A 25,765-nucleotide genomic window follows, 5' to 3' on the forward strand; every position below is an offset into this window, starting at 1 on the left:
AGGACTGGTGGCAGGCGGCTCGGCTCGGCCCCGTTCCCTGCGCGCACAGCACGCGCGCTTCGAGGCCGCGGTGCGGGAGGCGCTGCCCGCCGCCGGGCTCGACCGGGAGTTCCGCCGGGGTGCGCGCGCCACCGTGGACGAGGCGATGGCCCGCGTACTGGACGACGCGGCCGGGGTGCCGGGGCCGACGCGGCGCGAGCGCCAGGTCGCGGAGCCGGCTCACCGACAAGGACGTCGCGGCGCGCCGGACCCGCCGGGAGCTGACGGCGGCCTCCGCTTCCCAGGACGGCCGCCGTGCGCGCAGGCATCGCGGCCCGATCGGGAACGGGCCGGACGGCCGAACGCCCCGGGTACAGCACCGGGGCGTCTCACCCGGGTGGGCCCGACTCGGGAGCGGCCGTCGTGGGGAGGCACTGCACATGCCTGTGATCTTCTTCGACGTCGGGGCGACCCTGGCGGACGCCCGTGTGGAACCCGGCGGCTCCCTGACACTGCGTCCCCGACCGCGCGTCATGGCCGTCCTCGACGCCCTCAGCGACCTACGCACCGGCATCATCTCCGACCCCGGGCCGGGCGCCGGTGCCGCGGCACGTGCCGCGGCCGCGCTGCGGGAGGCGTTCCCCGGCCGGTTCACGGACGAGGCGCTGGTGCACTGGGGGGCGAAGGACGGGCGCGCGATCTTCGACCGGGCGGTCGCCGGCGCGGGGGAGGCCGCGGCCGGCGACTGCGTCTTCGTGGGCGAGGACGCCCGGGAGCGCGCGCTCGCCCGCGAGGCGGGGATGCGCACGGCGGCCGACCCGGTGTTCGCGCGCGCCGCCACGGAGGACCGTCCGGTGCGCCGGGCGTGGATCGAGCTGCCGGACGGCCGGGACCTGCCCGGGCTGACGGCGGCCGTGGACGGCACGGAGGCCGTCGTCGTGCACGGCGTCTCCGGCCGTCTCGTGCTCGCGATGGTGACCACGCGGGGCGCCGAAGCGCTCGAACGCGCCGGTTTCCCGGTGGACCCGCGAGAACCCGTGGACGGCGGACCGACGGACGACGCCGAGCGCCGGGCCTCCGATAAGTTCATCAGCGATCTGCTGGCCCGGGGCGAGGCGGTGTACGAGGGCGAGGAGCCGACGCCGCGTACGACGCACGTCGTCCGGAGCGAGGACGACGGGCGGCTCACCGTCCGCCGTCTGCGCTTCCGCTGACCCGGCGGGTGCTCAGTCGAAGCATCGCCGGACCAGGGCGAGACCCTCGCCGGCCGTGCTCCGGGTGACCTCGTGGGTCTTCAGCCGGGAGGGGCTGTCGTCGACGAACGCCTCGGCGGTCCGGTGCTCCTCGGGCACGTGGACGCGGCCCCGCCGGAAGAGGTCCTCGAGGTACGACGTGGCGACCTGCTCGGGGTCGGCGGGCCGTAGCGAGCCGCCCGCGGGGTCGGAGCCGGCGATGCCGAAACGTCGTTCCTGCGCCGGGGCGGACAGGGTGAGGGGCTGGGTGATGCCGTACGTCGCCCCGTGCACCGTGACGGCCGTCAGCCCCTCCTCCTCGTTGCCGCCCGGTGTCGCCTCCGCCATGCCGGCGCCCCGCCGGGCCACCTCCGACTCGGTGATGGCCGTGGCGGCCTCCAGGGAGAGGATGCCGTGCCGGGTGAACGCCGAACGCAGGGCCGGGCCGTAGCTGCCGCCGTTGCGGCGCTGGTCCGCGGCGATCATGTGACCCGCGACCTGCGCGTAGTACGCGGACACCACGGGCGCGGCCACGACGGCGTCCACCAGCAGCTGTCCCGCGATCTCGGCCGCCCTGGCCAGACCGGCCTGGTCCTGGAGGTCCTGCTGGCGGAAGATCCCGGCGACGACCTTCAGGAAGGCGCCGCTGAACACCCGGGAGAACGAGTGCGGCTCGCTGCACAGCGTGTTCGCGGGCCCGCTGGGCGGCAGGTGCACCGGGTCGCGGTAGAAGAAGCTGTTCGACATGTTCCGCAGGCAGTCCGGGTCCACCGCGTTGGGGTGGCCCTGCCGGATCGCGGCGCCCAGCTGCTCGGCCATCCTGGACACCCGGGAGGACAGCTCCAGGTCACTCTGTGTCTCGGCCAGCACGGCGATCCGCAGCTGTTCGAGCCGGAGCGAGGTCAGCAGTGCGCTGATGTCGCCGAAGGCTTCGTGCAGGGCGGCCGTCTCCGCGCTCGCCGTGTTGAACAACTGGGGGCGCAGGGCGTCGAGGATCGCGTGTCCCGTCTCGTGCGAGACGACCTCGGGGCTCTCGCAGGCGGCGACGGTGACCCCTGCCACCGTGCTGCGGAAGAACCACAGGCCCTTGCGGTCGTAGTAGGCGTTGAGGTCGACCCCCGCGTCGAGGTGCGCGGTGAGGGCGCGGCCGACCGTCGGGTGCCACTGGGTTCCGGTGGGAACGAGCGGACCCCAGGTCTGTGCGGCCCTGCTGAGGGCATCGGCCGCCACCCAGTAGCGGAACGCCTCGGTGCCCGGCCCGGCACCGTCCGGCTGGGGCGCGGCGTCCGCGATGGCCGTCGGGAACGGCTGCGTGTCGAGCTGGGGAACGGGATGCGGTACGGGCATGTTGACCCGGGGAGGGAATCCGGGGTCGTCCTCGTACACCAGGACCGTCGGGCTCGTGGCTGTCTGTTGCTGCACCGTCATGGTGGCTCCCTGAGAGGGGGGAGGCTGCAGATGATGGAAATGACGGGGGCACCTGTGCCAGGAGCCCGTCGTGTTCAGTACGAGGCCGCGGCGGCCCGGCGTCAATTCGAACAAGGCGGGTGGATCCCCCGGTCCGGTGGGCCCGGCCGGCGCGACAGGCGGTTGTCCCCGCCCTCTGGAGGGCCCGCGCTGTCACAGGACGGGGTGAAGGACATGGCGGCCGGACGAGTGACGCCGCCGGCGTGAGCCGCGTACCGCCACCGGGTGACCGATGGCCCTGACTCCCCGGCACCACGGCGGAAGCGCGCTCGCCCGGCCGGCGCCGGCCCACCGCCGGGCCGAGCGGATCGCCCACCCCGGGCCGGGCCGGGCGACCGCCGGTCCGCGCAGGACGTCGCCTACGTCACGCCGCTGCCGGGGCACTGTGTCCCGCCGAGCGGCACCGGCTGCCGGTCCACGCGACCGCGCCGCCCGGGCCCCGGTGGCTGCCGCGGCTTCTGCCGGCTGAGGAGCGCTTCCCGCGGGCCGCCCCCGACGGAGCGGGCGCCCGCGTGGTCCACGCCGCCTCGGGGCGGACAGCACCGTGACGGCGACTCCGGCCCCGGCCCCGGCCCCGGCCATGATGAGCCTGGCGATCAGGAACACCGCCGCCCCGGGGGCGTACTCACCGAGCCGGCGCCGAACAGGGCCAGCGAGAGGAGCAGCGGCTTCTCGCGGCCGTAGCGGTCGCCGATGAGCCCGGCCGGCGGTACGGCGGCGGCCGGCATCAGCAGGCAGCCGGAGGAGCACCACTCCAGCGCCGGCTGCGAGGCGTCCAGGGAGCCGCCGAGTGTCGGCAGCGCGACCGACAGCACCGTGCCGTCCACGCTCACGGCCCCGAGCGCCCGCCACTTCCGCCGACCGGTCTCGCTCGGGCACCAGGCAGGCAGGGGACCCTTGCCGCGCCGCAGCGACGCGAGCAGGGCGACGACGCACGCGACCACCAACCCCCACGTCTGCACGTACGAGGCGACCCCCCACTCGACCGCCCTCGGCACAACGGCGCACTCGGGGTGCTCGTGGCCGAAGGCGACGCAGACGGCACAGTCCCGGCCGAAGAACGCGACGTGCGGCACGACACCGGCGACCGCCGCGGCCAGGACTCCCTGGGGCAGCCGGAACACAGGGGAGCGCCCGACCGCACGTCCCTCCTGGGGCGCCTCCGTGGCGGCACGGACCACGTCACGGCCGGTTGCCGGCACCGGATTCAAGCACCTGCACGCGGGCCTTTCGCCGGGGGCGGAACGAGCTGAAGGAGGACCGCGGCCGCCTTCGACGCAGTGGTATGACGCGTCCCCCGCACCGCCTCGGCGTGACCTCGCCCTCCAGCCGCCTCACGACGCCCCCTCGCGCAGCGCGTCGGAGACCGATCTCGGCGGTCACCCTGTCCGTGGCTCATCCGGCGGCAGCCGCCTCCGCGCTGGCCCCGATCGACCCCAACGGGTTCACCATGCGGGCGGGGGACTTCACGAACCGCGGCGCCGCGATCCGGCAGATCGAGGCATCGGGGAGCGTCTCGGTGCGCACCTCGCCCGACCAGGTGCTCGCCGACGGCGGTCACGCCGGACGGGCGGCACTGTGCCACAACACCGACCTCGACGGCTCACTGAAGTACGACGGCTTCTGCTGGGACCAGGCCGACGACACCTCCGCCGTCTGGACGCCCCAGGGACTGACCGGTTCGCACGACGCCCAGCCGAGCGGCACCTGGAATGGCCACTACCTCTACATCGCCTCCTGGCACTACACCGACAACGACTACGCCCGGATCACCATCGCGGAGTCGACCGGCACGTCGGTCACCTACCAGCACGTGCTGCTGGTCGACCCGTACTCCACCGGCAGCGGCTCCACGTTCCGCCCGGTGGGCGGGGCCGGCGACCGGTCCGGGATGGACGTGCTGAGCGGCCATGCGGACGGTGTCACCTGGTACGGCAACAAGCTCTTCGTCGCCACCGGGCACCAGATACAGGTCTACGACCTGCGGCACCTGTGGAAGATGAGCGACACCTCCACCGACCAGGTCGGCATCCTGGGCAACGGCACGTCCTCGGCCCGCTACCACAACTGGGCGCTGCCCATGGTCGGCGTCCACTTCAGCGGCAACACGGGTGACCCCTGCGACGCCACACGGCCGTGCCTGACGTCGCTCAGCCTGGACCGGACGTCCTCACCGGACGCCCTGGTCACCTCGCAGATCGCCACCCAGGGCGGCGGACCGCTGATCGGCTGGCCGCTGAACGCGAGCACGGCGCTCCCGGACACCGACACCGCCAACGACTACACCGGGACGGTCACGGCGACCGGTGCCTACACCGTGCCGATCTGGAAGGTGCAGGGAGCCGCCATGGACGGCACCTACTACTACTCCAGCGGCGAGTGCCCCGAGACGGCGGGCACCACCGACTCCGACGTGCCGTACTGCATCCACCGGGCCCTGCCGGGCGCCGCGCCCCACGTCCTCACCCACGCCCCGCCGCTGACCCAGAACCTCTCCTACGCCCCGTCGTCCGGGCGCCTGTGGGGGCTCAACGAGCGGCAGAACACCACCACCGGCAAGCGGGTCGTCTTCTCCCTGGTGCCGTCCGCCTGAGATCCGCCGGACACCGGGCCGCGCGAGGGTACCGCCGACACAACAGCGGCCCGGGGTCCGGTTCCCGCACGGCGTGCCGTGCACCGGCCCGCTCCGTCCACGCGTCCCCGCGGGCGGTGCGCGGCCGCGCGGACACATGCGGGCCGCCGGTGATGTCCCTAGGCTGAAGGTGCTCGGGGTGAGCGGGAAAGGTGTGTCATGCCCCGAGCGATCTGGTCCGGCGCGATCTCCTTCGGCCTGGTCACGGTGCCGATCCAGGTGGTCAGCGCCACCGAGGACCACAGCATCCACTTCCACCAGTACCACCTGCCCGACCAGGGACGGGTCCGCTACCGCAAGGTGTGCGAGCTGGAGGACCGCGAGGTCTCCCAGGACGAGATCGGCAAGGGATACGAGCTGACCAGGACGCAGGTCATCCCGATCACCGACGAGGACCTCGGCAACCTGCCCCTGCCGACCGCCAGGGCGATCGAGATCGACGCGTTCGTCCCCCTGGAGTCGGTCGACCCGATCCGCATCGCCGACGGCTACTACCTCCAGCCCGCCGGCCAGGTCGCGGCCAAGCCCTACAAGCTCCTGGTCAAGGCCCTGTCACGGTCGTCGAAGGTGGCCGTCGTCAAGTACGCCTGGTCGGGCCGCGAGAGACTGGGCCTGCTGCGGGTGCGCGACCACGTCCTGGTGCTGCACGCCATGCGCTGGCCCGACGAGATCCGCGACCCCACCGAGCTGCTCCCGCCGCCGACCGAGGTGTCCGAGGCGGAGATCGAGGGCGCACTGGCGCTCATGGACACCATGACGGTGGACGAACTGGAAGGCCCCGAGTTCCAGGACCGCTACACCGAGGCCGTCGCGCAGCTCATCGAGGCGAAACGGGAGTCCAGGCCGCTGCCGGAGGCGCCCGAGCCGGAAGAGCCGGCCGCGGTGCTGGACCTGATGGCCGCGTTGCAGGAATCGGTGTCGAAGGCGAAGGCATCCCGAGGGGAACAGGCCGGTCCGGCCGAGGTGCACGAGCTGCCGCAGCCGAAGAAGGCCGCCGCGAAGAAAGAGCCGGCCAAGAAGACCCCGGCGAAGAAGCCGGCCGCGAAGAAGGCAGCGGGCCGCCGGCCCCGCAGTGCCTAGGCTCCGTCGTGCGGACCGGGCCGGCTACGCGGAACCGCGCCATCGAGCCGGGCCAGCGGGGCCTGGTGCGTGCGGCGGCGGCCGGAGGGGGCGCCGACGCGGTCCTGGCGTCTTCCGGGCGGCCGGCGAGTGTATGGAGCCGCCCTGTCAGCCGCTGCCCGTGTTCCACCAGTCGGACACGGTTCGCCCAGCCGCCGCCCCGGCGCCGTCGGAAAACGTTCCGGAGCGCCTCGTGCGGGCCGGGCCGGGCGAGGCACCGTCTGTCCGAACGGCCGGTCACGGTCCCGCGCGGGACGCCGTCGTGTGCGCGGTTCGTGTACGCCGGGTGCCCCTGGCCCGTCGGTCGTCCTCGCGGGAGGGCTGCGTGCCGGTCGGCGGCGCCGGCACGCCGGGCGTGGAGCCGTGCTCGGGGCGGGCCGGGTGGGGAGCGGAACGGGCCGGTTCCCCTGCCTGCGGCTGGAGCCCCAGCAGGTCGGCCAGGTCAGACCGGCGGCGTACGGAGAGCTTGCGGTACACGCGGGTCAGGTGCTGCTCCACGGTGCTCACCGTGATGTACAGCTGGGTGGCGATCTGCCGGTTCGACCTGCCTGACGCGGCCAGCGAGGCCACCCGCCACTCGGCCTCCGTCAGACCGCCGACGGCGACGGTGACCGTCGGCGGGACACCGGCTGGCGCCGGGCGGCCGTGCTCCGCCGGGAAGGGCTCGGCCGAGGGGGAGGGCTCGTCGTGCGGGGTCGCGAGGTGGCGTAACAGGTGAGGCGCGCCGCATTCGGTGGCCAGGCTCAGCGCCTCCCTCCAGCGTGCCCGCGCGGTACGGGTATGACCGTCCGCCAGGTCCGCCTGGCTGAGGTGGGCGAGGGCACGGGCGAGCGAGAGCCTGCTGCCCGCCGCGCGCAGGACGCGCTCCGCCTCCTCCAGGTGATGCCTGCGCCGCTCCGGCCCGTCGACAGCGGCCAGGACCAGCAGGGCCCGGCCGCGGGCGTCGACCGGCCGGTGGCCCTGCATGAGTTCCGCGACGGCCATCCGCCGGGCCCGCTCAGGCTCGCCGAGGGCCAGGTAGGCCTCCGCGGCATAGGCGCGCCGGCCCAGAGGGCCGAGCGCGTTCGCCTGGAGGGCCTCGCCGGACGCGGGGCACGCGAGGAACTCGTTCAGCGCCGCGCGCGGGCGGCCCGTCTCCAGCAGATAGCATCCGCGGGCGATCCGGTACAGCGGGCCGAAGGACGAGTCCCACATCTCGTCGGGGACCGGACGCTCCAGGTACCGGGCCGCCTGTCCCGGATCGCCCATGAGGGTGTGCGCGGCGATCAGGACCGACAGGGGCATGCCGACCGCGACGCCCCAGCTGTGGTCCGGCAGCAGGTCCAGGGCGGAGGCGGCACAGGCCGCGGCCGTGCGCAGGTCTCCCAGGTTCCACCGGATGTGGGCGCGCAGACCGGCCTGGAACGCCCGCCGGGCCGGCGGTTCCTGCCCGGAGAGGCGGTGCCACTGCTCCTCGCAGAGCCGGCCGGCGAGTGCCGTCTCGCCTTTCTGCATCAGCTCCAGTACGGTCGCGAGATCCAGTTCCCAGAACCGCTCGGAGTCCATGACCCCCGGCGTGGGGTGCCGCCCCGCGGCATCGTTGTCAGCTCCGTCGACGCCGGTCAAGGGCGTCGGTAGCCGTCGGCGGGCGGAGCCGGCGGACGCGGCGGGCAACGGAGGCAACGCCGTCGCGCCGTACCGGGCGGGTGCGGTGACGTCCCGGGCGGTGCACAAGTAGAGACGCACCGCCGTGTCGTCGAGCAACTCCGGCCACAGGCAGCCGATCAGCGCGTGGAAGCCCTGCGCACCGTCGTGTGCGTGGGACGGCTCGCAGGTCGCGACCAGCAGGGCCATCACCTCCCGTGCCTGGTCGTGGCAGCCGAACCAGAGGAACCAGATGACGAGGAGCCGCAGCGCGGGGCAGTCGGCCTGCCCGGCGCGCGCCGCGGCCAGCAGCCGGCGCACCTCCGGCTCCGCCGCCAGGGGATTGACGCGGCACAGCGCGTCGACCAGCGCGGCCGTGACCTTGCTGCGCTCTCCTTCGTCGAGCCCGGCCCGGTCGGCCAGGCGGAGGCAGGCGAGCGCCTCGTCCGCCCTCCCGGCCCGGACGAGCTGCTGCGAGGCGTGCCGCAGCACCCGCGCCCGGGACGGGGCGGGCGGTTCGTCCGCGGCCACCAGGTGCCGGGCGACGGCGAGCGCCGGTGCGCCCTCCGTGAACAGCAGCTCGGCGGCCCGCCGGTGCAGGCCCGGCAGTTCCGCGTCGAGCATGCCGAGGACGGCACCGGGGACGGCCGGATGCCGGAAGCCGTCGTCCCCCAGCAGACCCGCGCGTTCGAGTTCCGCGATGTGCTGCCCGGCCTCCTTGGTGGTGCACTCCAGCAGGTGGGCGACTCGTGCGGGAGTCGCGGCGTCATCCAGCACGGCGAGGGCCTGGACGGTCTGCGCGAGGTTCGGGTGGCGGACCAGGCAGGCGAGGTAGGCGGTCCGGAAGGCGTCGCCGGGGACGGACGCCTCGGGAGCGGGGGTTCCGGCCAGGAGCAGGTCGCGGACGAGCGCGGTGGCCAGGGCCGGGTTGCCGCCGCTGATCCGGTGGACCGGTGCGGCGAGCCGGGCGGCCGCTTCGGCGCCGAGCCCGTTCTCCAGCAGCTCCCGGACCTCCTGCTCCCGCAGGCCGGCGGCCTCGATGAGGCGGGCGCCGGGGATTCCGACGAACTCCAGGTGGGCGCGGATGCCTTCGCGGAGGACGTGCGGATAGGCCACCACGAAGGTGATGTCGTGGGACTGGGCGCGGCGGGCGAGATAGAGCAGACAGGCCTGTGAGGCCGGGTCCGTGTACTGGGCGTCGTCGACGAGGACGAGGATTCCGCCGTTCCTGGCCGCCGCGACCAGAGCGGAGACGAGGTCGCGTAAGAGGTGTGCGGTGGCGGAGCCGGACGGTGTGGCGGGCGCCGCGCCCTTGACGAGCTGCCGCACGGCCGACCGTATGCTCTCGGGAATTCCCGGAACGTGCAGGAACTGTTCGACGACCGAAAAGGGTATGTCGTGTTCCTCGCGGAATCCGGTGGCGTACAGGCACAACGAACCGGATGCCCGGGCACGCCTTTTCATCTCGTCCAGAAAAAACGTTTTTCCAGTCCCTGGACCCCCTTGCAGAACAAGGACGCCACTGCGCGGTCCGGCCTCCCGGAGGAGGTCACCGAACGGCGTGGAACATAAGTCGCAGTCATCCCTGCGCATGGCACCGCCCTGTTCACATGCACGGCGCCGCCCGGTCCTTGCTTTCCGGCGCGACGAGTGGCCCCCCGTCCGTCGATGATCGAGTGTAGGTCAGGCCGGGTGAGGCACCCGATCACGCTCGGTATTTTGTGATCTTTTTGACTTCCGTCAAAGAACGGGAGGGCCGGCCGGCGAAGGGCGGGCTTCACAGGTCCTGTCGGACTCCCGCCTGTTCCGCGAGCCCTCCGGCGTCCACACGCTGCGGGCGGCCGGTCCTGGCGGACGCGTAGACCGCCGCCACCACGGCCACCGCCTGCCGTCCGGCCACGCCGTCCACCAGCGGAGGGCGCCCCTCGCGCACCGCGTCGCAGAAGTCCAGGAGCTGGTCCCGGTGCGGCTGGTACAGCAGGCCGCCGCTGTCCCGGGTGCGGTCCCGCACCAGCGACGCGGCGTACTCGGCGGACTGGTCGGCGGCGCCGAACGCCCCGTACGCGGGCGCGTCCTCGCCTTCCCGGGCGAGGTGCAGGTAGGCGAGTTCGTCGTCGTCGATGACGACGGAACCCCGGTCCCCGTTCACCGCGGTCCGGGCGGTACGCCCCGGGTAGGCGGCCGTGGTGGCGAGCAAGGTGCCCAGCGCGCCGTTCGCGAACCGCAGACTGGCCGTCGCCAGGTCCTCCACCTCGATGCCGGGGTGGGCCAGCCGCGCGGTGTGCGCGGCCACCTCCACCACCGGTCCGGCCAGCCACTGCACCAGGTCCACCGCGTGGATCGCCTGGTTCATCAACGCTCCGCCGCCGTCCAGGTCCGGGGTGCCGCGCCAGGTGCCGGAGGCGTAGTACCGCGGACCGCGCCACCAGGACAGCTCCGTCATGACGGAGGTGACCCGGCCCAGCCGCCCGGACTCGATCGCCGTACGGGCCAGCCGGGCGGCGGGGTCGAAGCGGTGCTGGGACACCACGCCGAGCGTCCGTCCCGTCTGCCGGGCCACGGTGATCAGGTGGTCGGCGGCCTGCGGCGTCACATCGACGGGCTTCTCCACCAGTACGTGCTTGCCGGCACGCAGTGCCGCCTCGGCCAGCCCCGCGTGGGTGCCGCTCGGCGTGCACACGAGTACGGCGTCCACGTCCCGCCGGGCCAGCAGTTCCGCCACGCCGGTCGCCGGGCACCCCACGTCGGCCGCCAGCGCCCCGGCACGCGCCGGATCCCGGCCTGCGACCGCGGCCAGCCGTGCCCGGCCGGCCAGTTCCTCGTCCTCACGGGTCAGCAGCCGGGCCAGGAAACCGCCGATCGACCCGCAGCCGATCACTCCGAACGTCAGCAAGGGAACCTCTCATCCAGTCGGGGCCACAACGCAGGCCGGGTGGTGGGGGAGCGGGAGCGCGGTGGGTCGGCACTCCCGGTTTTTGCGGTCGGCCGGGTGCTCCGCCCGGCGGCGGCCGGGTCACGTACCCCGGGCCCCCGCCGGTCCCGCGCGCCGCACCGTCACGGGCCCCGAGCGGGACCGGCGTACGGCGAGGGGCCGGCCGAGCCCCGACGGGACCCGGCCGGAGGACCGGCCACAGGGAACGGCGGGCGTCACCGGGCGGACGCGCACGGGAACGGGCCGCCGGGACGGCCCGTGTGCGCGACTCGCTTCGGGCGGAGTCCGTGGACGAGCGGTGTCACGTCCGGACGGACGGCGGCCGGGGAGCGGGGTGGGCGGCATCGTGTACGGCGGGGGGCCGCAGGCCGGCGGGATGGGCGGTCTCGGCCAGCAGACCGATCCGCGCCACGCCGCGCAGGTCGAGGCCGGGCGGACCGGCGGGCGACAGCAGCGTGGCGACCGCCCAGCGCAGGGCGTTGTCCAGGGGCGAGTCGTGGATCAGCCACTCGCGTCGCAGGTCCGGGCCCGCCACGGCGAGCCGGTGGGTGTTGCGCGGCAGCCGGGTGCCGCGCGGCAGGGTCACCGGGTCCAGGTCCAGCCCGAAGCGCACGGGCCCGGCCAGCACTTCGACATGGCGCTGCCTGCTCTCCCCGGCCGCGGCGGGCAGGTCGAACCAGGCCGGCACGGCCACCCGCCCGGACGGATCGGGGCCGACGATGGTGGAGTACAGCTCCACGTCCACCCCGTCGGCCACGGCCTGCTCGTGGGCGGCGGTGCTGGTCAGTTCCGGATCGGTCGCCACCCGCAGACCGCACTCCCGCGGGCTGGTGCCCATGTAGCGGTCGTACGTCTCCGGTGGCAGCGCGCCGCGCACCAGGGCCAGCATGTGCAGCCACTCGTAGCCGAAGACGCCGTAGTCGTGGTCGACGAACCGGCCCGCCGCGATGTCGGCCCGCCGGTCCTTGCCGAACCCGACGCGGACCGCCCGCAGCGGGTGCCCAGGCGCCAGCTCCCGCCGCAACGTCCGCAGCAGGGCCATCGCCTGGGAGTGCCGGTACTGGTCCATGACCACCAGACGGGCCTCGGGGTGGCGGTCCAGCAGAGAGGTCAGCTCGGGAATCTCCCAGGTACGGCACAGCGGCTTCTCCACCAGCAGCCGGGCCCGGGGATCGACGGCGAGCACGTCCGCCGTCGTCGCGACGTGGGTGGCGGTCGGCGAGCACACCGACCAGACGTCGACGGGCCGGTGGCGGACGGCCTGCTCGGCCCGGTCGAAGACCGGGATACCGGTGGGCGGGGCGCCCGGGGCGGGATCGACCACGCTGACGTCGAAACCGAGGTCGCCCAGCAGCCGTTGGTGCAGCCGGCCCGCGGCCCCGTAGCCGATCACGCAGACGTGGGTGCCGGACACGCGGGGCTTCACCGGGCCACCGGGGCCGTGTCCGCGGGAGCGGCCGGGGCGGCGGGGCGGCGGGCACCGGAGGCCAGGTACTCCTCGTAGTAGGCGGCGAACAGCCCCGCGTCGTCGATCGCCCGGTCCACGGGTTCCAGATGCAGTCCGGGCCCGAGCAGACCGGCCTCACGGCACAGCGTCTTCGCGGCGATCAGGGTGCCGGCCCGGTAGGCGTCGTAACCGCGGTTGGCGATGCCCTCGTACTCGAAGAGGTTGAGCGAGCGGCCGTCGCCCAGCAGGGTGGCCGTGGTGCCGGTGGGCAGGGCGTAGCGGACGCCGACGTGGGGGATCGCCGTGGACCGCAGCCCCTCGAAGCCCTCGCTGAGCAAGCTGAAGTCCTTCGTGGCGAAGCCCGCGAGGTACACGCCGTCGGGCAGCAGCGGCAGATCGTCGTGGGTGATCGCCAGCTCGCCGGTGTTGCCGATGATCAGGAAGGGGGCGTGGGCGCCCAGCGCCTCGCCCGCGCTGGTGTAGGTCTCGTACCCGTGCTCGGCGGCCGTGATCAGCGCCAGGATGTCCGTGTCCACCACGGCGACGCGGCAGCCCAGCGCGCGCAGCGCGTGCGCCACCCGGCCCCCCAGCGTGCCGTAGCCCAGCAGCAGTACATGGCGGCCGATGAACTTCTCACCGGGCAGGACGGCGCGCAGCCGGCGTACGCAGGAGTCGGCTATCTCGTTGTAGCCGAGCATGCTCTTCAGCCGCGAACGGGCCATGTTCATCACCGGGACGGTCAGTTCTCCGGGGGCGTTCGTGATGCGCTTCAGCCCGCTGACGGTCAGTTCCAGGGCGCCGTCGATGCGTTCGTCGAGGACGCCGTCGGCTCCGTACCCCTGCGCGAGCAGGCCGCCGTCGTCGATCACCAGCACCTTGCGGCCCGCCGCGTGCGCCTGGCGGACGAAGTCGTCCACCCGCTCGTTGACGGCCAGGGCGTAGGCGCGCGCCGCGGTGTCGGCCGAGCCGTTGATCACCGAGTTGTCCAGGGTGTCGCTCCGGTAGCCGCGGTGCAGGAACCAGGCGTGGACACGGTCGCGGTGCTCGGTCCGGTCGCCCTTGGACAGCGCGAAGATCCACCGTGGGTCCATGCCGGCCCGCTCCATGCCGAGCAGGAAGCCCACGCTGTTCTCCACGTAGTGGTCGCGGAAGATCAGCGCCCAGTCACGGAAGGCCGGTTCCTCGTCGGCGTAGCGGGCGACCAGCGGCATACCGCCCACGATCGTCTCGATCTCCGCGTCGGTGTAGCACCGGCCGCGCAAGGTCAGCGCCTCGACGAGACGGTCGAAGACGGCCTCGGCCCGCCCGGAGAGCGGTCCGACTGCGGTGAGCAGCACCTGCGTGCGGCCGGCCGGGGGATCCACGGGGTCCAGGGTGTCCGGGGCCGCGTCGGCGACCGGCCGGCCGCGCAACTGCACGGGAGTGCCGTCCAGTTCGAACAGGAGACCGCCGGGCTCCCGCTCCACGGGTTCCCCGAGTGGCACGCCCTCGCCGCGCAGCACCGAGCGGACGGTCTCGTCCACGTCCTGCAGCGTCATGCGGCCGTCGAGGATCTCGTAACGGCCTGAACCGGGATACGCCGCCGTGCTGTCCTGCACCACGACACCCAGGGACTCGCTGTCCGGAAAAGCCATCGTCTCAACCTCTTCTCGTCGTGGATCGGGCCATCGATCGGTGCTGACCAGGACGCCGGGAGGGGCAGCCGGTGCCTCCTGCCGCGGGGCGGGAACTGTGCGGGAACGGAACGGGCGGGCGGAGCGGGGCCCGCGAGGACGAGCACGGAGGCGAGGGGCCGGGGGGACCACCTGCGGTCGGGCCGCGTCCACGCCGCACTGGGCCGTCTCGCACACCGGGAGCCTATGAAGACGGCCCTCCGCATCCCCAGCCCCTACGGCCCCTACGACCCCCTGCCGCTCATCCGGCGCGACAGGGAGCCGAGGTGACGGGGGGCCGGGGCGCGGAGGGATGCCCGCCGCGTCCCGACGCCGTGACCCGCCCCGTGTCCCCGCCTCGCAGGCGGGATGCGGCGCGCGTCGCGGTGGGGGGCGCGGCGCGGGCCGGCTGGTGCGCGGCGTGCGTCCGGCGTCGCATGGTATGCGCCGGTTTGTGATGCGCCCTGTGCTGTACGGCTCCGTGTGCTGTACGGCTCGCGGTCCCTGGCCCACGCTCCGGCCCCTGGCCCACGCCCCCACCCCGGCACGGTTCGTCGGCGCGTCCGGGGGCGCCCTCCCGTCCGGGTGCGCAACAGGGGGTCATAGGGGCCGTAGGGGCTGGGGTTGCGCAGGGCGATCTTCATAAGCTCGCCGTGCCGCTGACGGCCCCGGCGCGAGTGGTCCTCTCGCACGCCGGTCCCGCACGGTTCCCGTTCCGCTGGAGGGGGCACCGGCCGCCCTCCCGGCTGCCGGTCGCCGCGGACGGAAGGCCCCGTCCACGACGAGAAGAGGTGGAGACGATGGCGTGGAGTTCGACACCGCCGACGCGGTCCCGTCGGCGGCGGTGAACCCCTCGGCGCACGGGGGCTCCGCCCACCCGTCCCGGTGCCGGGGCGAGCGCGCGGACCGGCTCACGGGCCGGACCCCGGCAACGGCCGGCCGGGCACCGCGGCCCGGCCCGCCCCCCGCACCGCCCGCGCGGCCGGGCGCCCGCCGCCAAGGCACCGTGACCGCCGGCCACCCGCCCCGGCAGGCCAGGTGAACCGGCCCGGGGCCGGCGGCCCGGCGCCTTCGCCGTACACCGGCCGGCCATGGGTCCGCGCACACCGGAGTGCCGGCGGCCCCCCGCACCACGACTCACCTCCGCTTCCCCAGCACACCCGCCGGCGCGACCGCGGCGGAGCCGGGGGCGACCGGGTCCGTCACCCGCGCCCTCCAGGTCCCTGCCGCCCGCGCCCATGACCTCGCCCGGGAGTCCCCGATGACCCAGGTCTGTTTCGCCATTCCCGACGACGAATTCGAGCGCGACTTCCTCCAGCTCCCCCTCGACGTGGCCAACGCCTGCGCCGCCCTGCGCGCCGAAGGCATCGGCGTGTCCGTGTGGGACAACCGTCTCACCGACACCCCGCCCGACACCGGCCCGGACCCCGACATCGTGGTCGTCGTCACCGCCATCGCTGACCGCGCGCAGTGCTATCCGCTCGTGCTGCATCCGGTCCGGGCGCTGGTGGACCAGGTCCGCCGGCAGTGGCCGCAGGCGACGGTGCTCGCCTGCGGACCGCACGCCACCCACCTGCCCGAGGCCACCCGCGGCGAACTGGGAGCCGACTTCGTCGCGCGCGGCGAGGCCGACTCCGCCGCCGTGCAGGCGGTGCGCGACCTGGTCGCCGGCCGGCCCGGGCTGCCGGTGCTGCCCCTGGTGGACAGCTATCCGCAACTCGCGCCGGAGGACTGGCCGTTGCCCGCCTACGACCTGTTCGACCTCACCTCGTACACCGCCGAGGTGTTCATGGACGGACAGGTGCGCCGCGGCTCGTGCGGCATGGTGCTGGGCGTGCGCGGCTGCACCTACGGGTGCACCTTCTGTCATCTGCCGTTCGGCACCCGCATGCGCCCGCAGCCCGTGGAGCGCACCCTGGCCGAGATCGCGGCCATGCGGGAACGCGGCGTCGACTTCGTGTTCTTCCTCGACTACGTCTTCGGGCTCCACCCCACCTTCTACAAGGACCTGTGCCAGGGCCTGACCGGGCAGGGACTCGGCTGGACGGGCCAGAGCCGGGCCGAGGTGGTGCTGCGCACGGACGTGGAGCAGTGGGCGGCGGCCGGCTGCAAGGGCATGTGGCTCGGCGCCGAGTCCCCGGGGATCGCCGACACACCGGTGGGCAAGCGCGTCAAGCCCGGCGTGACCAACGCGGCGGTGCGCAAGCTCCAGGACGCCGGGATCACCCCGTTCGCCTTCCTCCTCATCGGGCTGCCCGACGACACCGCCTGCCAGAACGGTGAGCTGCTGGAATGGGCGGCGAACCTGCCTGGCTACTTCGGGCTCAACCAGCTCTTCCTGCGTCCCGGCACCAAGCTGTACGAGCAGCTGGCGCCCCGCTACAACGACGGCCGGATGCCGCGCACCTGGGCCGAGGTGGAGGCCGTGACCCGGCGCTACCGGGAGAGCTACCCCGTGGACCTGGACGAACTCTGGGGCCAGTTGGTACGGCTGCCCAACTACCTCGGCAACGCCATGGCGGCGCTGTGACGGGCGCGGCACGCAGCGGCCCTCACCGGCCGGCCCGCACCGCCGGCCCACGGGACCGCTCCACCGCCGGCCGGACGGCCCGCCGGGCCCGCGGAGAACGGACCGCGGGGCAACCGGCCGCCCGGCAACGGAACAGCGGGCCACAGCTCTGCGAAGAGCGATCCGGCGGAGAACGGTCCTGCCGGGCCGACGGCTTCGTCGCCCCGGTGGCGATCGCGGTGTACCCGTACCGCGACGCAGTGCCGTCGGCCGGTCCGCTGCGGCGGCGCCGGGAGGTCGCGCAGCGATGAGCACCGCACCGTCGGCGCCGCCGCGGCCGGGACGGCTGAGCACGGCGCTCGGTCTGCCCCGGCTCGGCGGTCAGCGGCTCCTGCTCGCCGCCGTGGTGGTCGACAGTACGGGCAGCGGCCTGGCCGTGCCCTTCCTGCTGATCTACCTCACCCGGCAGGACCGTATGACGGCGGCCACCGCCGGAACGCTTCTGACGGTGGCCGGGGCCATCGCGCTGGCAGCGGGACCGCTGTCCGGGCCGCTGCTCGACCGGTGGGGCCCGGGCCGTGTCGTCCAGGCGGCCCACGTGCTGCGCGCGACGGCGTTCCTCGGCTACCTGACGGCCGGCTCACCTCCGGCGGTGCTGGTGACGGCCACGCTCGCGGCACTGGGGGACAACCTGTTCTGGCCGGCCAACCGGGCGTTCCTCGCCCGTCGGTGCCGACCCGGCGAGTTGATCCGCTGGTACGGCCTAGAACGCACCCTGCGCAACATCGGGCTGGCGGCCGGCGGGCTCGCGGCGGGATTCCTGGCCGGGTGGGGCCTCACCGGCCTGCGGCTGGTCATGGCCGGGAACGCGGTCAGCTACGTCCTCGCCACGGTGTTGCTCACCCCGCTGCTGGTCAGCGCCCGGCGCCCGTCCGACGACCCGGCGCCGGCCGCGCCCGGGACCCGTGCCGCCGCGCCCCGGCCCGACCGCGCGTACGTCACGATGGTGGCGGCCAACACGCTGCTCGTGCTGGTCTGCGTGGCCCTCCCGGTGCTCGTGCCGCTCTACGTCGTCCAGACGCTCCACCAGCCCTCCTGGGTCGTCGGCGCGGTGTTCGCCCTGAACACCGTGCTGGTGACGGCCGGTCAGACCCTGGTGGTGCGGTACCTGGAGCGGCGCGAGTACCTGCGCACACTCCAGTGGGCGGCCGTGCTGTGGTGTGCGGCGGCCGTACTGTTCGGCGCGGCGAGCGGGCTGCCGGGGACGGCGGTCCTCCCGCTGCTCGCGGTCGCCGTGCTGGTGTTCACGTCGGCGGAGCTGCTCCACGCCCCCACCAGCGACGCGGTCGCCGTCCGCATGGCTCCCGAGGAGAGACCCGGCCGGCACCTGGGCCTGCACCAGCTCTCCTGGGGAGTCGGCTCCGCGATCGCCCCGTCGGTCCTGGCCGGGGCGCTGGCGCTGGGCCCCTGGTGGCCGTGGGCCCTGCTGGCCACCGGGTCGGCGGTGGCCACCGGCGCGCTGGCCGCCGTCCGCCGCGCCGTCGGCCGGGTCGTCCCGGACGGGCACGGAGCCGGGCACTGAGCACGACCGACCGCGGCCGCGCCCGGTCTGCGGGGGCGGCGGGCATCCGAACGAGACGACGAGCGGAAAGAACGAAGTGATGGCCGATGAGGTGACGTTCTGGGACTATTCGCGCTCCCAGACGCTCAGCCGCTACAACGGTGCGAAGATCGACGTGCGGGAGCTGGCGGAGCTGTGCCGCGTCCGCGGGGACGCGGAGCCGGTCGACCTCGAGCTTCCCTCCCCGGACGCGATGGCGGAGATCCATCCGCTGGCGCTCAAGCGGCCCCGCCGGTGGGAGACGGCGATCGCCGCGACGATCTACGCCGGGAGCGGTCAGGTGGCCACGCGGCAGGAGATCATCAAGGCGAGAGAGCTCCTGGACCGGCTCCCGAAGGCCGACCGGAGCACCCTGACCGTGTCGCGCATGCTGGCACTGGTCCCCACCATGATCGCCGGGTTCCGCTTCAGCCGGCGGAGCGAGACGTTCAACCCCGAGTCGAACCGTTACCCGGACGGAGCGCGGTTCCTCTCGGCGCTGCTGGAGGACAGGCCGGCCCTCGACGTCGAGATCGGGCTGTGCGCACACCGGGCCGGCGTGAGCGACCCGGTTCTCCCCGGGCACGTCAGCCCGACGGGCGCCGGCCGCATGGTGGCGTTCGTCGCGGCGCTGCTGGACAACTCGCTCGCCGGGAGACGCACGGTCAACGTGTCCCAGCAGACGGCGACCGACCGGGCCGCGAGCACGGTGAACTCCCTCGTCTTCACGCGCTACGCGAACGAAGGGAGGGTGGAGGAGCTGCTGCGCATCCTCGATCAGCACGCGGAGGACATGCGGTCGGTGCTGGCGCGGCACAACGCCGTCGCGGACACGGAATTCCGCTTCACACCGCTCGATCCCTTCAGCGAGCTGGTCGAGCGCGACATGGACGAGGTGTTCGGCCCCGACTGGTCCGGTGCGCCCGCCGACCCGCGATGGCGGAGCGGAGGGACACTGGACTCGGCCGTCGAGTCGGCGAAGGGCAAGATGGCACGGTTCATGACGGACGAGCCGCTCGACGTCGACCGCCTGCTCAGGCTGCACAAGGACTCCGACGAACCCAGCGAGCGCGGTGTCTCGGCGCTCCAGTGGTTCGACCGGCACCAGCGACAGCCGCTTCAGGTCCGGGCCCGGTACGACGTCGCCTTCCACCACCGCCTGGCCCTGACCACGCTGTCGAAGAACGGCGTGGGAATCGGCATGGAGCGCGGTTGGGACGCGTACCAGTGGCTGGCGTGGAACGCCGCGTACGGTACGCCCCGGACGGCCATGCCGCTGCTCTACGCCAGGAGTTCGGCCGAGCCCGCGAGCCACGTCTCCCTGCGGAGCTTCAACCTCCGCCAGTTCTGGTGAAACCCTGACCGCCAGATCCGGCGGACGTGACCTCGTCCGCCGGAGCTCGCGCCTGCGTGCGCGGCTCACCGGGGGCCTCCGCCCCGGCAGGGATGCCCCCGGCCCGCTGCCGGCGGACTGCAAGGAAGCGTCACCTACTGCACGGGGCGCGACGAGGCGTTCTCGGTCTTCCGCACGTGATTCCCGGTCTTCTGCACGTGAGTGGTGCCGGCGTCGACGGGGGCGCCGTCGGCGCCGGTCGGCTTGAGGTCCGGCACGCGGGCGCCGTGCTCGTCGACCAGTGTCGAGTGGGGTTCGCCGGGCTCGAAGGCGTGGCGTTCTCCCCACTGCCGCATGGTGAGCAGAACGGGGAAGAGGTCGCGGCCGGCGTCGGTGAGCACGTACCGCAGGCGGCGGCCCGAGGGCGCGGTCTCCTGGGCGAGGACCCCGTGGGCGATGAGCTTGCGCAGACGGTCGGTGAGGATGTTGCGCGCGACGCCGGTCCGTCGCTGGAACTCGGTGAAAGACCTCGCCCCGTCCATCGCGTCCCGGACGACCAGGAGGCTCCACCGGTCACCGACGAGGTCGAGCGTGCGGGCCACAGGGCAGTCCGGATCCGTCCAGGCGGGCTTCGGGGCGGCCGTGGAGGGGCGCGGCATGACACCTCCCGATGAGTTGCGAACTGAGACCATCATGCCCTACGGTCGAATCGGTTTCAGTTTGCTACTCATTTGCCGTTCATGTCGGGGGAGTGCGATGGACGTCTGGCGACGGTTGCTCCTCGCGACCGTGTGCGGTGTCGCGGTAGCGAGCGTCTACGCCGCGCAAACGGTGCTGGGGCCCATGGGGGACAGCCTCGGCGTGCCGGCGGAACACGCCGGGTGGATCGTCTCCACGGGCCAGTTCGGCTACCTGGCCGGCCTGGTGCTGCTGGTGCCGCTCGGCGACGTCGTCTCCCGCCGGCGTCGGCTCATCGCGGTCCACCTGGTGATCACCGCGGCGGGCCTGGCCCTGACGGCCACGGCTCCCGTCGCGTGGACGGCCTTCGCGGGGCTCGCGCTGGCCGGGATGTTCGCAGTCGTGGTGCAGACCACGGTGGCCTACGCGGCGTCGGTCTCCCCGCCCGCCGAACGCGGGCGGAACATCGGAGTCGTCACCTCGGGCGTCGTGGTGGGCATCCTGGGCGCGCGGGTCGTCACCGGAGCACTCGCCCAGGTGTGGGGCTGGCGCAGCATGTACACCGTGCTCGCCGTGCTCGCGCTGGCACTCGCCGCTCTCGTCCTGCGCGCGCTGCCACCCGAAGACGGCACCCGCCCACCCGCGGGCTACCGCCAGGCCCTCGTCTCGCTCGGCGGACTGTTCGGGCAGCGACTCCTTCTGACACGCGGCCTGATCGCCTTCTTCCTGTTCGCGTCGTTCGGCACCCTGTGGAGTGGTCTGTCCCTGCCGCTGGCGGACGCACCATGGCACCTGAGCGAAAGCCGGATCGGCCTGTTCGGCGTCGCCGGGCTCGCCGGCGCCCTGGGCGCGGCGCGTGCGGGACGGTGGGCGGACGCGGGACGAGCCGTCCCGATCAGCCGCGCCGCGCTGGCCGCGCTGATCTGCTCCTGGGCCGCGACCGCGCAACTGCCCTGGTCGCTGTGGCTGCTCATCGTCGGCATCGTGGTGCTCGACTTCGCGGTCCAGGTCGTGCACGTGAGCAACCAGCACCTGCTGACCACCGCGCATCCGGAACGCACCAGCAGTGTGATCGGCGGCTACATGGTCTTCTACTCCCTCGGATCCGCCCTCGGCGCGGCCGCCACCACCTCCGTCTTCACCTCCCACGGCTGGACCGGCTCCAGCCTCCTCGGAGCCGGATTCGCGGCCTGTGCGCTGATCGTCTGGGCTACGGACGCACGTCGGCGCTCCAAGACTTCACACGTCGAACAGGCCGGCCACGTGGCAAACCGTTCCCGGGTTTCCTGAAAACCCTCCCCACGGCACCGACCCGGCCGGCGGCGGACAGCCCGCTACCGGCCGGGCCAGCGGTGTCTACCGCTGTGGTGTCGGTTCCGGCTGTGGCCGGCTCACTGCCGGCCGGCCCCGGTCAGCCGCTGTGAGCGGGCATGCGGCAGGTGCCTTGGCGGACCATGTTCAGGTGCATCACCACGACCGGACGGGCGCTGCGTGCCGCGGCCACGACCTGGCTGTTCTTCCCCGTTTTGATCTCCTGGTCGATCAGCGCGAGGGTCTGGCGGTGTCCGGCGTCCTGCACCTTGAGCCATGCCGTGTCGTAGGCCGACGTTCCGGCCTTGGCCTGCACGGCGGCCAGTTGCTTCTGCTGCTGCGCGGACGGTGAGGCGGGCAGGCGCACGTTCAGCTTGCCGGCCAGTGTCTTCACATCCGCGTCCAGCTTGGTGTGGTCGCGTACCAGTACGGCGCCGACCTGCTTGACGCACTGGCTGCGAGCATGCCTGCCGGCGTCCTGGCCCGCCGCGATCTCGGCGAGGTTTCCCTGGTGCACCTGGACCAGGAACGTTTTGTCCTGGCCGGCGAGCTGTTGGGCGAATGCGTGGGGTGCGGCCGTACCGCACAGCGCTACCGCCGCGAGCGCGGCGGCCACCGATGGTTTGCGCATGGGTCTTGCTCCCTTCGCGCCGGTTCGGCACATGTGCGCCGCTCCGGCGATCGGAAGAGGGCGCGCGATGGAGCGCCCCCATGGATCTGTACCGGGAAGCCGCCCGTCCGTACCGGATCGGCCCGCGATTCACCCCAGTGGCCCACGCGGATAGCCCCCAGGCGTGCACGGACGTACGCTGAACGGCTTCACTGAGCCGAGGAACTCCACCGCCGTCACCGCGACCCGGGCGTGGTGATCTTTCCGGCGCGGCGCCATCGCACGAGCCGCCGGAGAACATGCCTCCGCTCGACGCAAGAGTGACGACCCCGCGGCGTCGGCCACGGCCGATGAGGTCACGGACCTGTCGTGGGGGCGTCCAGCAGACGCCCCCCGGTCCGACGCCGAGTGACTGCGCAGAGGACGGCGAGCGGGCCGCTGTTAGAAACGGCTGTCGGTGGCCGCGCTGATCGTGATGCAGCGGTGGAGGCACTTCGGGGTACACGGCGCGGCATGGCACCGATGACTGAGCGCGTCATGTTCCTGCGGGCCGTGCGGCAGCTGCACCGGATCCGCTCCTTCTACGCTGGGGGTGTCCTGTTGTGGGCGGTGTGCACCGCCTGGACCGGCTGGCAGGCGCCGGGGAGTCGGCAGATGTGGGCGTGCGTCCTCCTCCTCGCCGTCTTCACCGGCCTCCTCGTCACCGCCGGTCTGTCCCTGCGGCGCCTGGAAGTCCCCAAGACCGGTCGGCCCGCGCATCACGCCGCCCCCCATAAGGCGGCAAGCCCTCGTCACGCTCACGCCTGAGCCCATCACCACCGCGGGCCCGCCGACTCGTCCGGGGGCCGCGCCTGGCGAACCAGCGGGAGTCGGGGACGACTTGACGTCTGCGGAGACGGTGACCGGGCATACGGGCTTCACCCCCTTCGAAAGGAGTTCGTCTCATGCTCGGCATAGTCGCGGCGGTGCTGTTCTTCGTGTCGTTCCTGATCAACGCGGCGGATCTCAGCACCAATGACGTGTTCTCTTCGACGAATGTGATGCTGCTGGGGCTGACCGCCCTGGCCCTGCACGTGGCCGGCATCGGTTCCGGCTGGACCCGCAGACGCTGACCCGATCACCCCGGGGCCTGGCGACGGTTGTCACCAGGCCCCGTCCTTTGTCCTTCACCCGTTGCCTGCGCCGGCCGACTCGCCCTGGTCCTCGTGCACCACGTACTTGAACAGCACCGCAACTCACCGCCGTTCTCGCGCCGCCAGTATGGTGTGGCCCCGCATTCAAACCTTGGGCCGGGAGGCGCATCCTCCATCTCCCCGTCGAAGGGATCAGCGCCTACATCAGCGCCTACTGTCTGGAGAACCTCGCATGGCGGACGTCGCCCCTCTGGGCATATTCGGCAAGATCGCGAGCCAGTCCGCCTGGGCGGAGAACGCCGACACACTTCGTCGGCGAGTGGGTGAGATCCCCACCGAAGAGCGAAGAAGAATCGCCGAATATCTTCGCTCCGGCACTCCGGTCATCGCCCTGATGGGATTGTCGGAGGACATTCTGGGCACCAAGTTCGCCCGCTCCGGCGGTACGGCCCTCATGAGCGACGGCCGCTTCTTCTGGCGGCTCGACGCGGCCGACTACGTGGAGCACTACGGCATCGGTCTCCCGGAAAAATTCATCGCCCACGGCGCCGCACGTCAATGGATCGCCACGACCCTTTCCCGCGGCGAGGTCATCGAGGTCGACGACCGCCTCGCCGAACTGAGGCGATCTGGGGTCCTGTTACCTGAGCGGGGAAAGCGTCGGCTACGGGGCAGCTGGACTCGGCCGTATGAGGGGCACCCGAACGTGTGCGAGGATCACCGAAGCCGACGGCCCGAGCCACCGCCCCGGTGATGTGCAGGTAACCTGTATGATTCATGGGTGGCGTTGAACGACATCCCCTCGGCAACCCTGGCACTGGAGCTCGTCCGCTCCATGGACCGCCTGCGCGGGCGCATCCGCTCGGAGACCGGCATGGGCGCCAGCCCGTGGAGCCGCAGTCAACTGACCGCTCTGCACCGCGTGGTCTACGGACCGCCCGCCACGACGAGCGACCTCGCCGCCGCCGAGTACATGCGCCCGCAGTCCATGGCCCAGACCCTGGCCGTACTGGAGAAGCACGGCCTGGTCACGCGCAGTCCCGACCCCGACGACGGCCGCCGCATCCTGATCACGGCCACCCCGCGCGGGCGGGAGGAAGCCGAACGCTGGCTGGAAGCGCGGGAGGCGTGGCTCACCGACGCGATCGACCGTACGCTGACCAGCGGCGATCGCGAGAGTCTGAGCACCCTGGTGAACATCCTGGACCGCCTGGCAGACGCGGACACCTCGACCCCCGTGCGCCGGGCGCCTGGCCCGCTTCCGAACAGGTGATCGTCAGCAGGGGCTGAGACCTCGGCGTGCGGCCGCCCCCGCGGCCTCCGCCTCGGCGAACAGCGCGCTCACCGACCCCATGAGGCCATGTTGCGCCACCGGGGGAGGGGGTGCCCGTGGACATGTGCGTGCAAGCGGAACCCAGTTTGTCTACGGCCGTAGACTTCAATGCGGCGTTTGACTACACTGCCGGTCATGGAAAGCGAGCCGCCTCAGTCGCCGCCCGGCGTCCCCGCGGCCAAGCGGCCGCGCAACGCGGCGGCGACCCGCGAGGCGATCCTCCGATCCGCGGTGGAGGCCTTCACCCGCTTCGGCTACGACGGTGCCGGCGTGCGGCACATCGCCAAGGACGCGGGCGTGACGGCGATGCTGGTCAACCGCTACTTCGGCTCCAAGGAACGGCTCTTCGCCGAGGCGGTGGACGTCTCCTTCGCCCCTCGGACCGTCGTCACCGAGGATTCCGCCACGCTGAGCCGCGACATCGCCAGGTCGCTCGTGGAACGCACCGCCCCGGAAGCCGACCATCTCAGCCCCTTTCTGCTGATGCTGCGCTCCGCGCCCAATCCGCGCACCGCCGAGATCGCCCGTGACGGCATCGAGCGGCACGTGGAACGGGAGGTGACCGGCATGCTCACCGGTGAGCAGGTGAGCGAGCGTTCCGCGCTGGCCCTGTCCGTGATCGCCGGAGTGTGGCTGATGCGCAAGGTCATCGGCAACAGGGCACTGGTCGAGGCCGACGCCGACGACCTGACCCGCCGTGTCGAGGCAGTCCTGCGGGTCCTGCTCGAAGACCCCGAGCCGAACTGACCGCGTGCGCGCCGACCGCGCACCACCCGAAGAAGCCCTGGTCGCGGTCCGCCGTCGGCTCTCCCGCGCGAACGTGTCCTGCTCCGCGCCGCCTCGCCGACGAGCGCGCGATCGCCCAGCCGGTAGTCGGCGCCTGCGCCGAAGCCTGGGAAGGACACCCGGGACTACTCCCGTCCCGGGCCTTCGGCTTCACCCGTCCGATGCCATGACGACCTCGTCGACGTCCGACGTGTCGAGGCCGGCCCTCCGCGGTGCTTCGCCCACCGCCAGTGCGCCCGGTTGATCCCGGTCAGGCCCGGGGTGTCTTACCGCTGGAGTCGCGGCAGCCCTTGGCGACCGCGGCACACCTCAGCCGCTCTCCGCCGCCGCACACCACGTCCCCGCCCGAGTCCTCTCACCCCGCCCCCTGCCGCGGCAGGGCGCGCAGG

At 73.1% G+C, this 25,765-nt stretch carries 20 protein-coding genes; 12 read left to right on the plus strand and 8 right to left on the minus strand.

What is annotated here, in order from left to right; translation table 11 throughout:
• The first annotated feature begins 419 nt into the window (after nucleotides 1–419).
• Nucleotides 420–1,193: an HAD family hydrolase gene (locus tag ACZ5DC_RS24580; protein WP_468655979.1), complete on the plus strand. Its 774-nt coding sequence runs from the start codon at nucleotides 420–422 to the stop codon at nucleotides 1,191–1,193.
• 12 nt (nucleotides 1,194–1,205) lie between these two features.
• Here the strand turns inward: ACZ5DC_RS24580 and ACZ5DC_RS24585 are convergent, their stop codons facing one another.
• The gene (locus tag ACZ5DC_RS24585; protein WP_468655981.1) at nucleotides 1,206–2,639 is read right to left on the minus strand and encodes a gluzincin family metallopeptidase; all 1,434 of its coding nucleotides are present in this window, start codon (nucleotides 2,637–2,639) and stop codon (nucleotides 1,206–1,208) included.
• Between the two features lie 635 nt (nucleotides 2,640–3,274).
• On the minus strand, nucleotides 3,275–3,880 hold the full coding sequence (locus tag ACZ5DC_RS24590) for an MFS transporter (RefSeq protein WP_468655983.1): 606 nt from the start codon (nucleotides 3,878–3,880) through the stop codon (nucleotides 3,275–3,277).
• A gap of 188 nt (nucleotides 3,881–4,068) precedes the next feature.
• Between ACZ5DC_RS24590 and ACZ5DC_RS24595 the strand changes: the two genes are divergently transcribed.
• Nucleotides 4,069–5,271, plus strand: coding sequence for a hypothetical protein (locus ACZ5DC_RS24595; protein ID WP_468655985.1), 1,203 nt, complete (start codon nucleotides 4,069–4,071; stop codon nucleotides 5,269–5,271).
• Nucleotides 5,272–5,469: 198 nt separating this feature from the next.
• On the plus strand, nucleotides 5,470–6,390 hold the full coding sequence (gene ku / locus ACZ5DC_RS24600) for a non-homologous end joining protein Ku (protein ID WP_468655987.1): 921 nt from the start codon (nucleotides 5,470–5,472) through the stop codon (nucleotides 6,388–6,390).
• 276 nt (nucleotides 6,391–6,666) lie between these two features.
• Here ku and ACZ5DC_RS24605 read toward each other — a convergent pair whose 3' ends face one another.
• From ACZ5DC_RS24605 to ACZ5DC_RS24620, 4 genes are all read right to left on the minus strand, one after another.
• On the minus strand, nucleotides 6,667–9,645 hold the full coding sequence (locus ACZ5DC_RS24605) for a helix-turn-helix transcriptional regulator (RefSeq protein ID WP_468655989.1): 2,979 nt from the start codon (nucleotides 9,643–9,645) through the stop codon (nucleotides 6,667–6,669).
• A gap of 184 nt (nucleotides 9,646–9,829) precedes the next feature.
• Nucleotides 9,830–10,945 (minus strand): Gfo/Idh/MocA family protein, encoded by a 1,116-nt coding sequence (locus ACZ5DC_RS24610; protein WP_468655991.1) that lies wholly within the window; start codon nucleotides 10,943–10,945, stop codon nucleotides 9,830–9,832.
• A 340-nt stretch (nucleotides 10,946–11,285) separates the two neighbouring features.
• Nucleotides 11,286–12,398, minus strand: a complete 1,113-nt coding sequence (locus tag ACZ5DC_RS24615; RefSeq protein ID WP_468655992.1) for a Gfo/Idh/MocA family oxidoreductase — start codon at nucleotides 12,396–12,398, stop codon at nucleotides 11,286–11,288.
• An 8-nt stretch (nucleotides 12,399–12,406) separates the two neighbouring features.
• A complete protein-coding gene (locus ACZ5DC_RS24620) occupies nucleotides 12,407–14,065 on the minus strand; it encodes a Rossmann-fold NAD(P)-binding domain-containing protein (protein ID WP_468655994.1) in 1,659 nt (552 codons plus the stop codon).
• Between the two features lie 1,279 nt (nucleotides 14,066–15,344).
• Between ACZ5DC_RS24620 and ACZ5DC_RS24625 the strand changes: the two genes are divergently transcribed.
• From ACZ5DC_RS24625 to ACZ5DC_RS24635, 3 genes are all read left to right on the plus strand, one after another.
• Nucleotides 15,345–16,613, plus strand: a complete 1,269-nt coding sequence (locus ACZ5DC_RS24625) for a B12-binding domain-containing radical SAM protein (protein ID WP_468655996.1) — start codon at nucleotides 15,345–15,347, stop codon at nucleotides 16,611–16,613.
• A 286-nt stretch (nucleotides 16,614–16,899) separates the two neighbouring features.
• Nucleotides 16,900–18,174 carry an MFS transporter gene (locus tag ACZ5DC_RS24630; protein ID WP_468655998.1) on the plus strand — a complete coding sequence of 425 codons (1,275 nt, stop codon included), beginning with the start codon at nucleotides 16,900–16,902 and terminating at the stop codon, nucleotides 18,172–18,174.
• A 79-nt stretch (nucleotides 18,175–18,253) separates the two neighbouring features.
• Nucleotides 18,254–19,546, plus strand: a complete 1,293-nt coding sequence (locus ACZ5DC_RS24635; RefSeq protein WP_468656000.1) for a hypothetical protein — start codon at nucleotides 18,254–18,256, stop codon at nucleotides 19,544–19,546.
• Nucleotides 19,547–19,680: 134 nt separating this feature from the next.
• On the opposite strand, the gene ACZ5DC_RS24640 is transcribed toward ACZ5DC_RS24635, so the two are convergent.
• The gene (locus tag ACZ5DC_RS24640) at nucleotides 19,681–20,184 is read right to left on the minus strand and encodes a winged helix-turn-helix transcriptional regulator (protein WP_468656002.1); all 504 of its coding nucleotides are present in this window, start codon (nucleotides 20,182–20,184) and stop codon (nucleotides 19,681–19,683) included.
• 97 nt (nucleotides 20,185–20,281) lie between these two features.
• Between ACZ5DC_RS24640 and ACZ5DC_RS24645 the strand changes: the two genes are divergently transcribed.
• Nucleotides 20,282–21,493 (plus strand): MFS transporter, encoded by a 1,212-nt coding sequence (locus ACZ5DC_RS24645; protein ID WP_468656004.1) that lies wholly within the window; start codon nucleotides 20,282–20,284, stop codon nucleotides 21,491–21,493.
• A gap of 121 nt (nucleotides 21,494–21,614) precedes the next feature.
• Here the strand turns inward: ACZ5DC_RS24645 and ACZ5DC_RS24650 are convergent, their stop codons facing one another.
• A complete protein-coding gene (locus tag ACZ5DC_RS24650; protein ID WP_468656005.1) occupies nucleotides 21,615–22,145 on the minus strand; it encodes a DUF4142 domain-containing protein in 531 nt (176 codons plus the stop codon).
• Nucleotides 22,146–22,637: 492 nt separating this feature from the next.
• Between ACZ5DC_RS24650 and ACZ5DC_RS24655 the strand changes: the two genes are divergently transcribed.
• The 5 genes from ACZ5DC_RS24655 to ACZ5DC_RS24675 all read left to right on the plus strand — a co-directional run bounded on the left by ACZ5DC_RS24655 (nucleotide 22,638) and on the right by ACZ5DC_RS24675 (nucleotide 25,337).
• Nucleotides 22,638–22,931, plus strand: a complete 294-nt coding sequence (locus ACZ5DC_RS24655) for a hypothetical protein (protein WP_468656007.1) — start codon at nucleotides 22,638–22,640, stop codon at nucleotides 22,929–22,931.
• A 137-nt stretch (nucleotides 22,932–23,068) separates the two neighbouring features.
• Nucleotides 23,069–23,236, plus strand: a complete 168-nt coding sequence (locus ACZ5DC_RS24660) for a hypothetical protein (protein WP_171159365.1) — start codon at nucleotides 23,069–23,071, stop codon at nucleotides 23,234–23,236.
• Nucleotides 23,237–23,489: 253 nt separating this feature from the next.
• A complete protein-coding gene (locus tag ACZ5DC_RS24665) occupies nucleotides 23,490–24,011 on the plus strand; it encodes a hypothetical protein (RefSeq protein WP_468656009.1) in 522 nt (173 codons plus the stop codon).
• A 27-nt stretch (nucleotides 24,012–24,038) separates the two neighbouring features.
• Nucleotides 24,039–24,530 carry a MarR family winged helix-turn-helix transcriptional regulator gene (locus tag ACZ5DC_RS24670; protein WP_468656011.1) on the plus strand — a complete coding sequence of 164 codons (492 nt, stop codon included), beginning with the start codon at nucleotides 24,039–24,041 and terminating at the stop codon, nucleotides 24,528–24,530.
• Between the two features lie 195 nt (nucleotides 24,531–24,725).
• Nucleotides 24,726–25,337 carry a TetR/AcrR family transcriptional regulator gene (locus ACZ5DC_RS24675; RefSeq protein ID WP_468656013.1) on the plus strand — a complete coding sequence of 204 codons (612 nt, stop codon included), beginning with the start codon at nucleotides 24,726–24,728 and terminating at the stop codon, nucleotides 25,335–25,337.
• The last annotated feature ends 428 nt before the right edge of the window (nucleotides 25,338–25,765 follow it).

Source organism: Streptomyces sp. NPDC031445 (genome assembly GCF_055581365.1).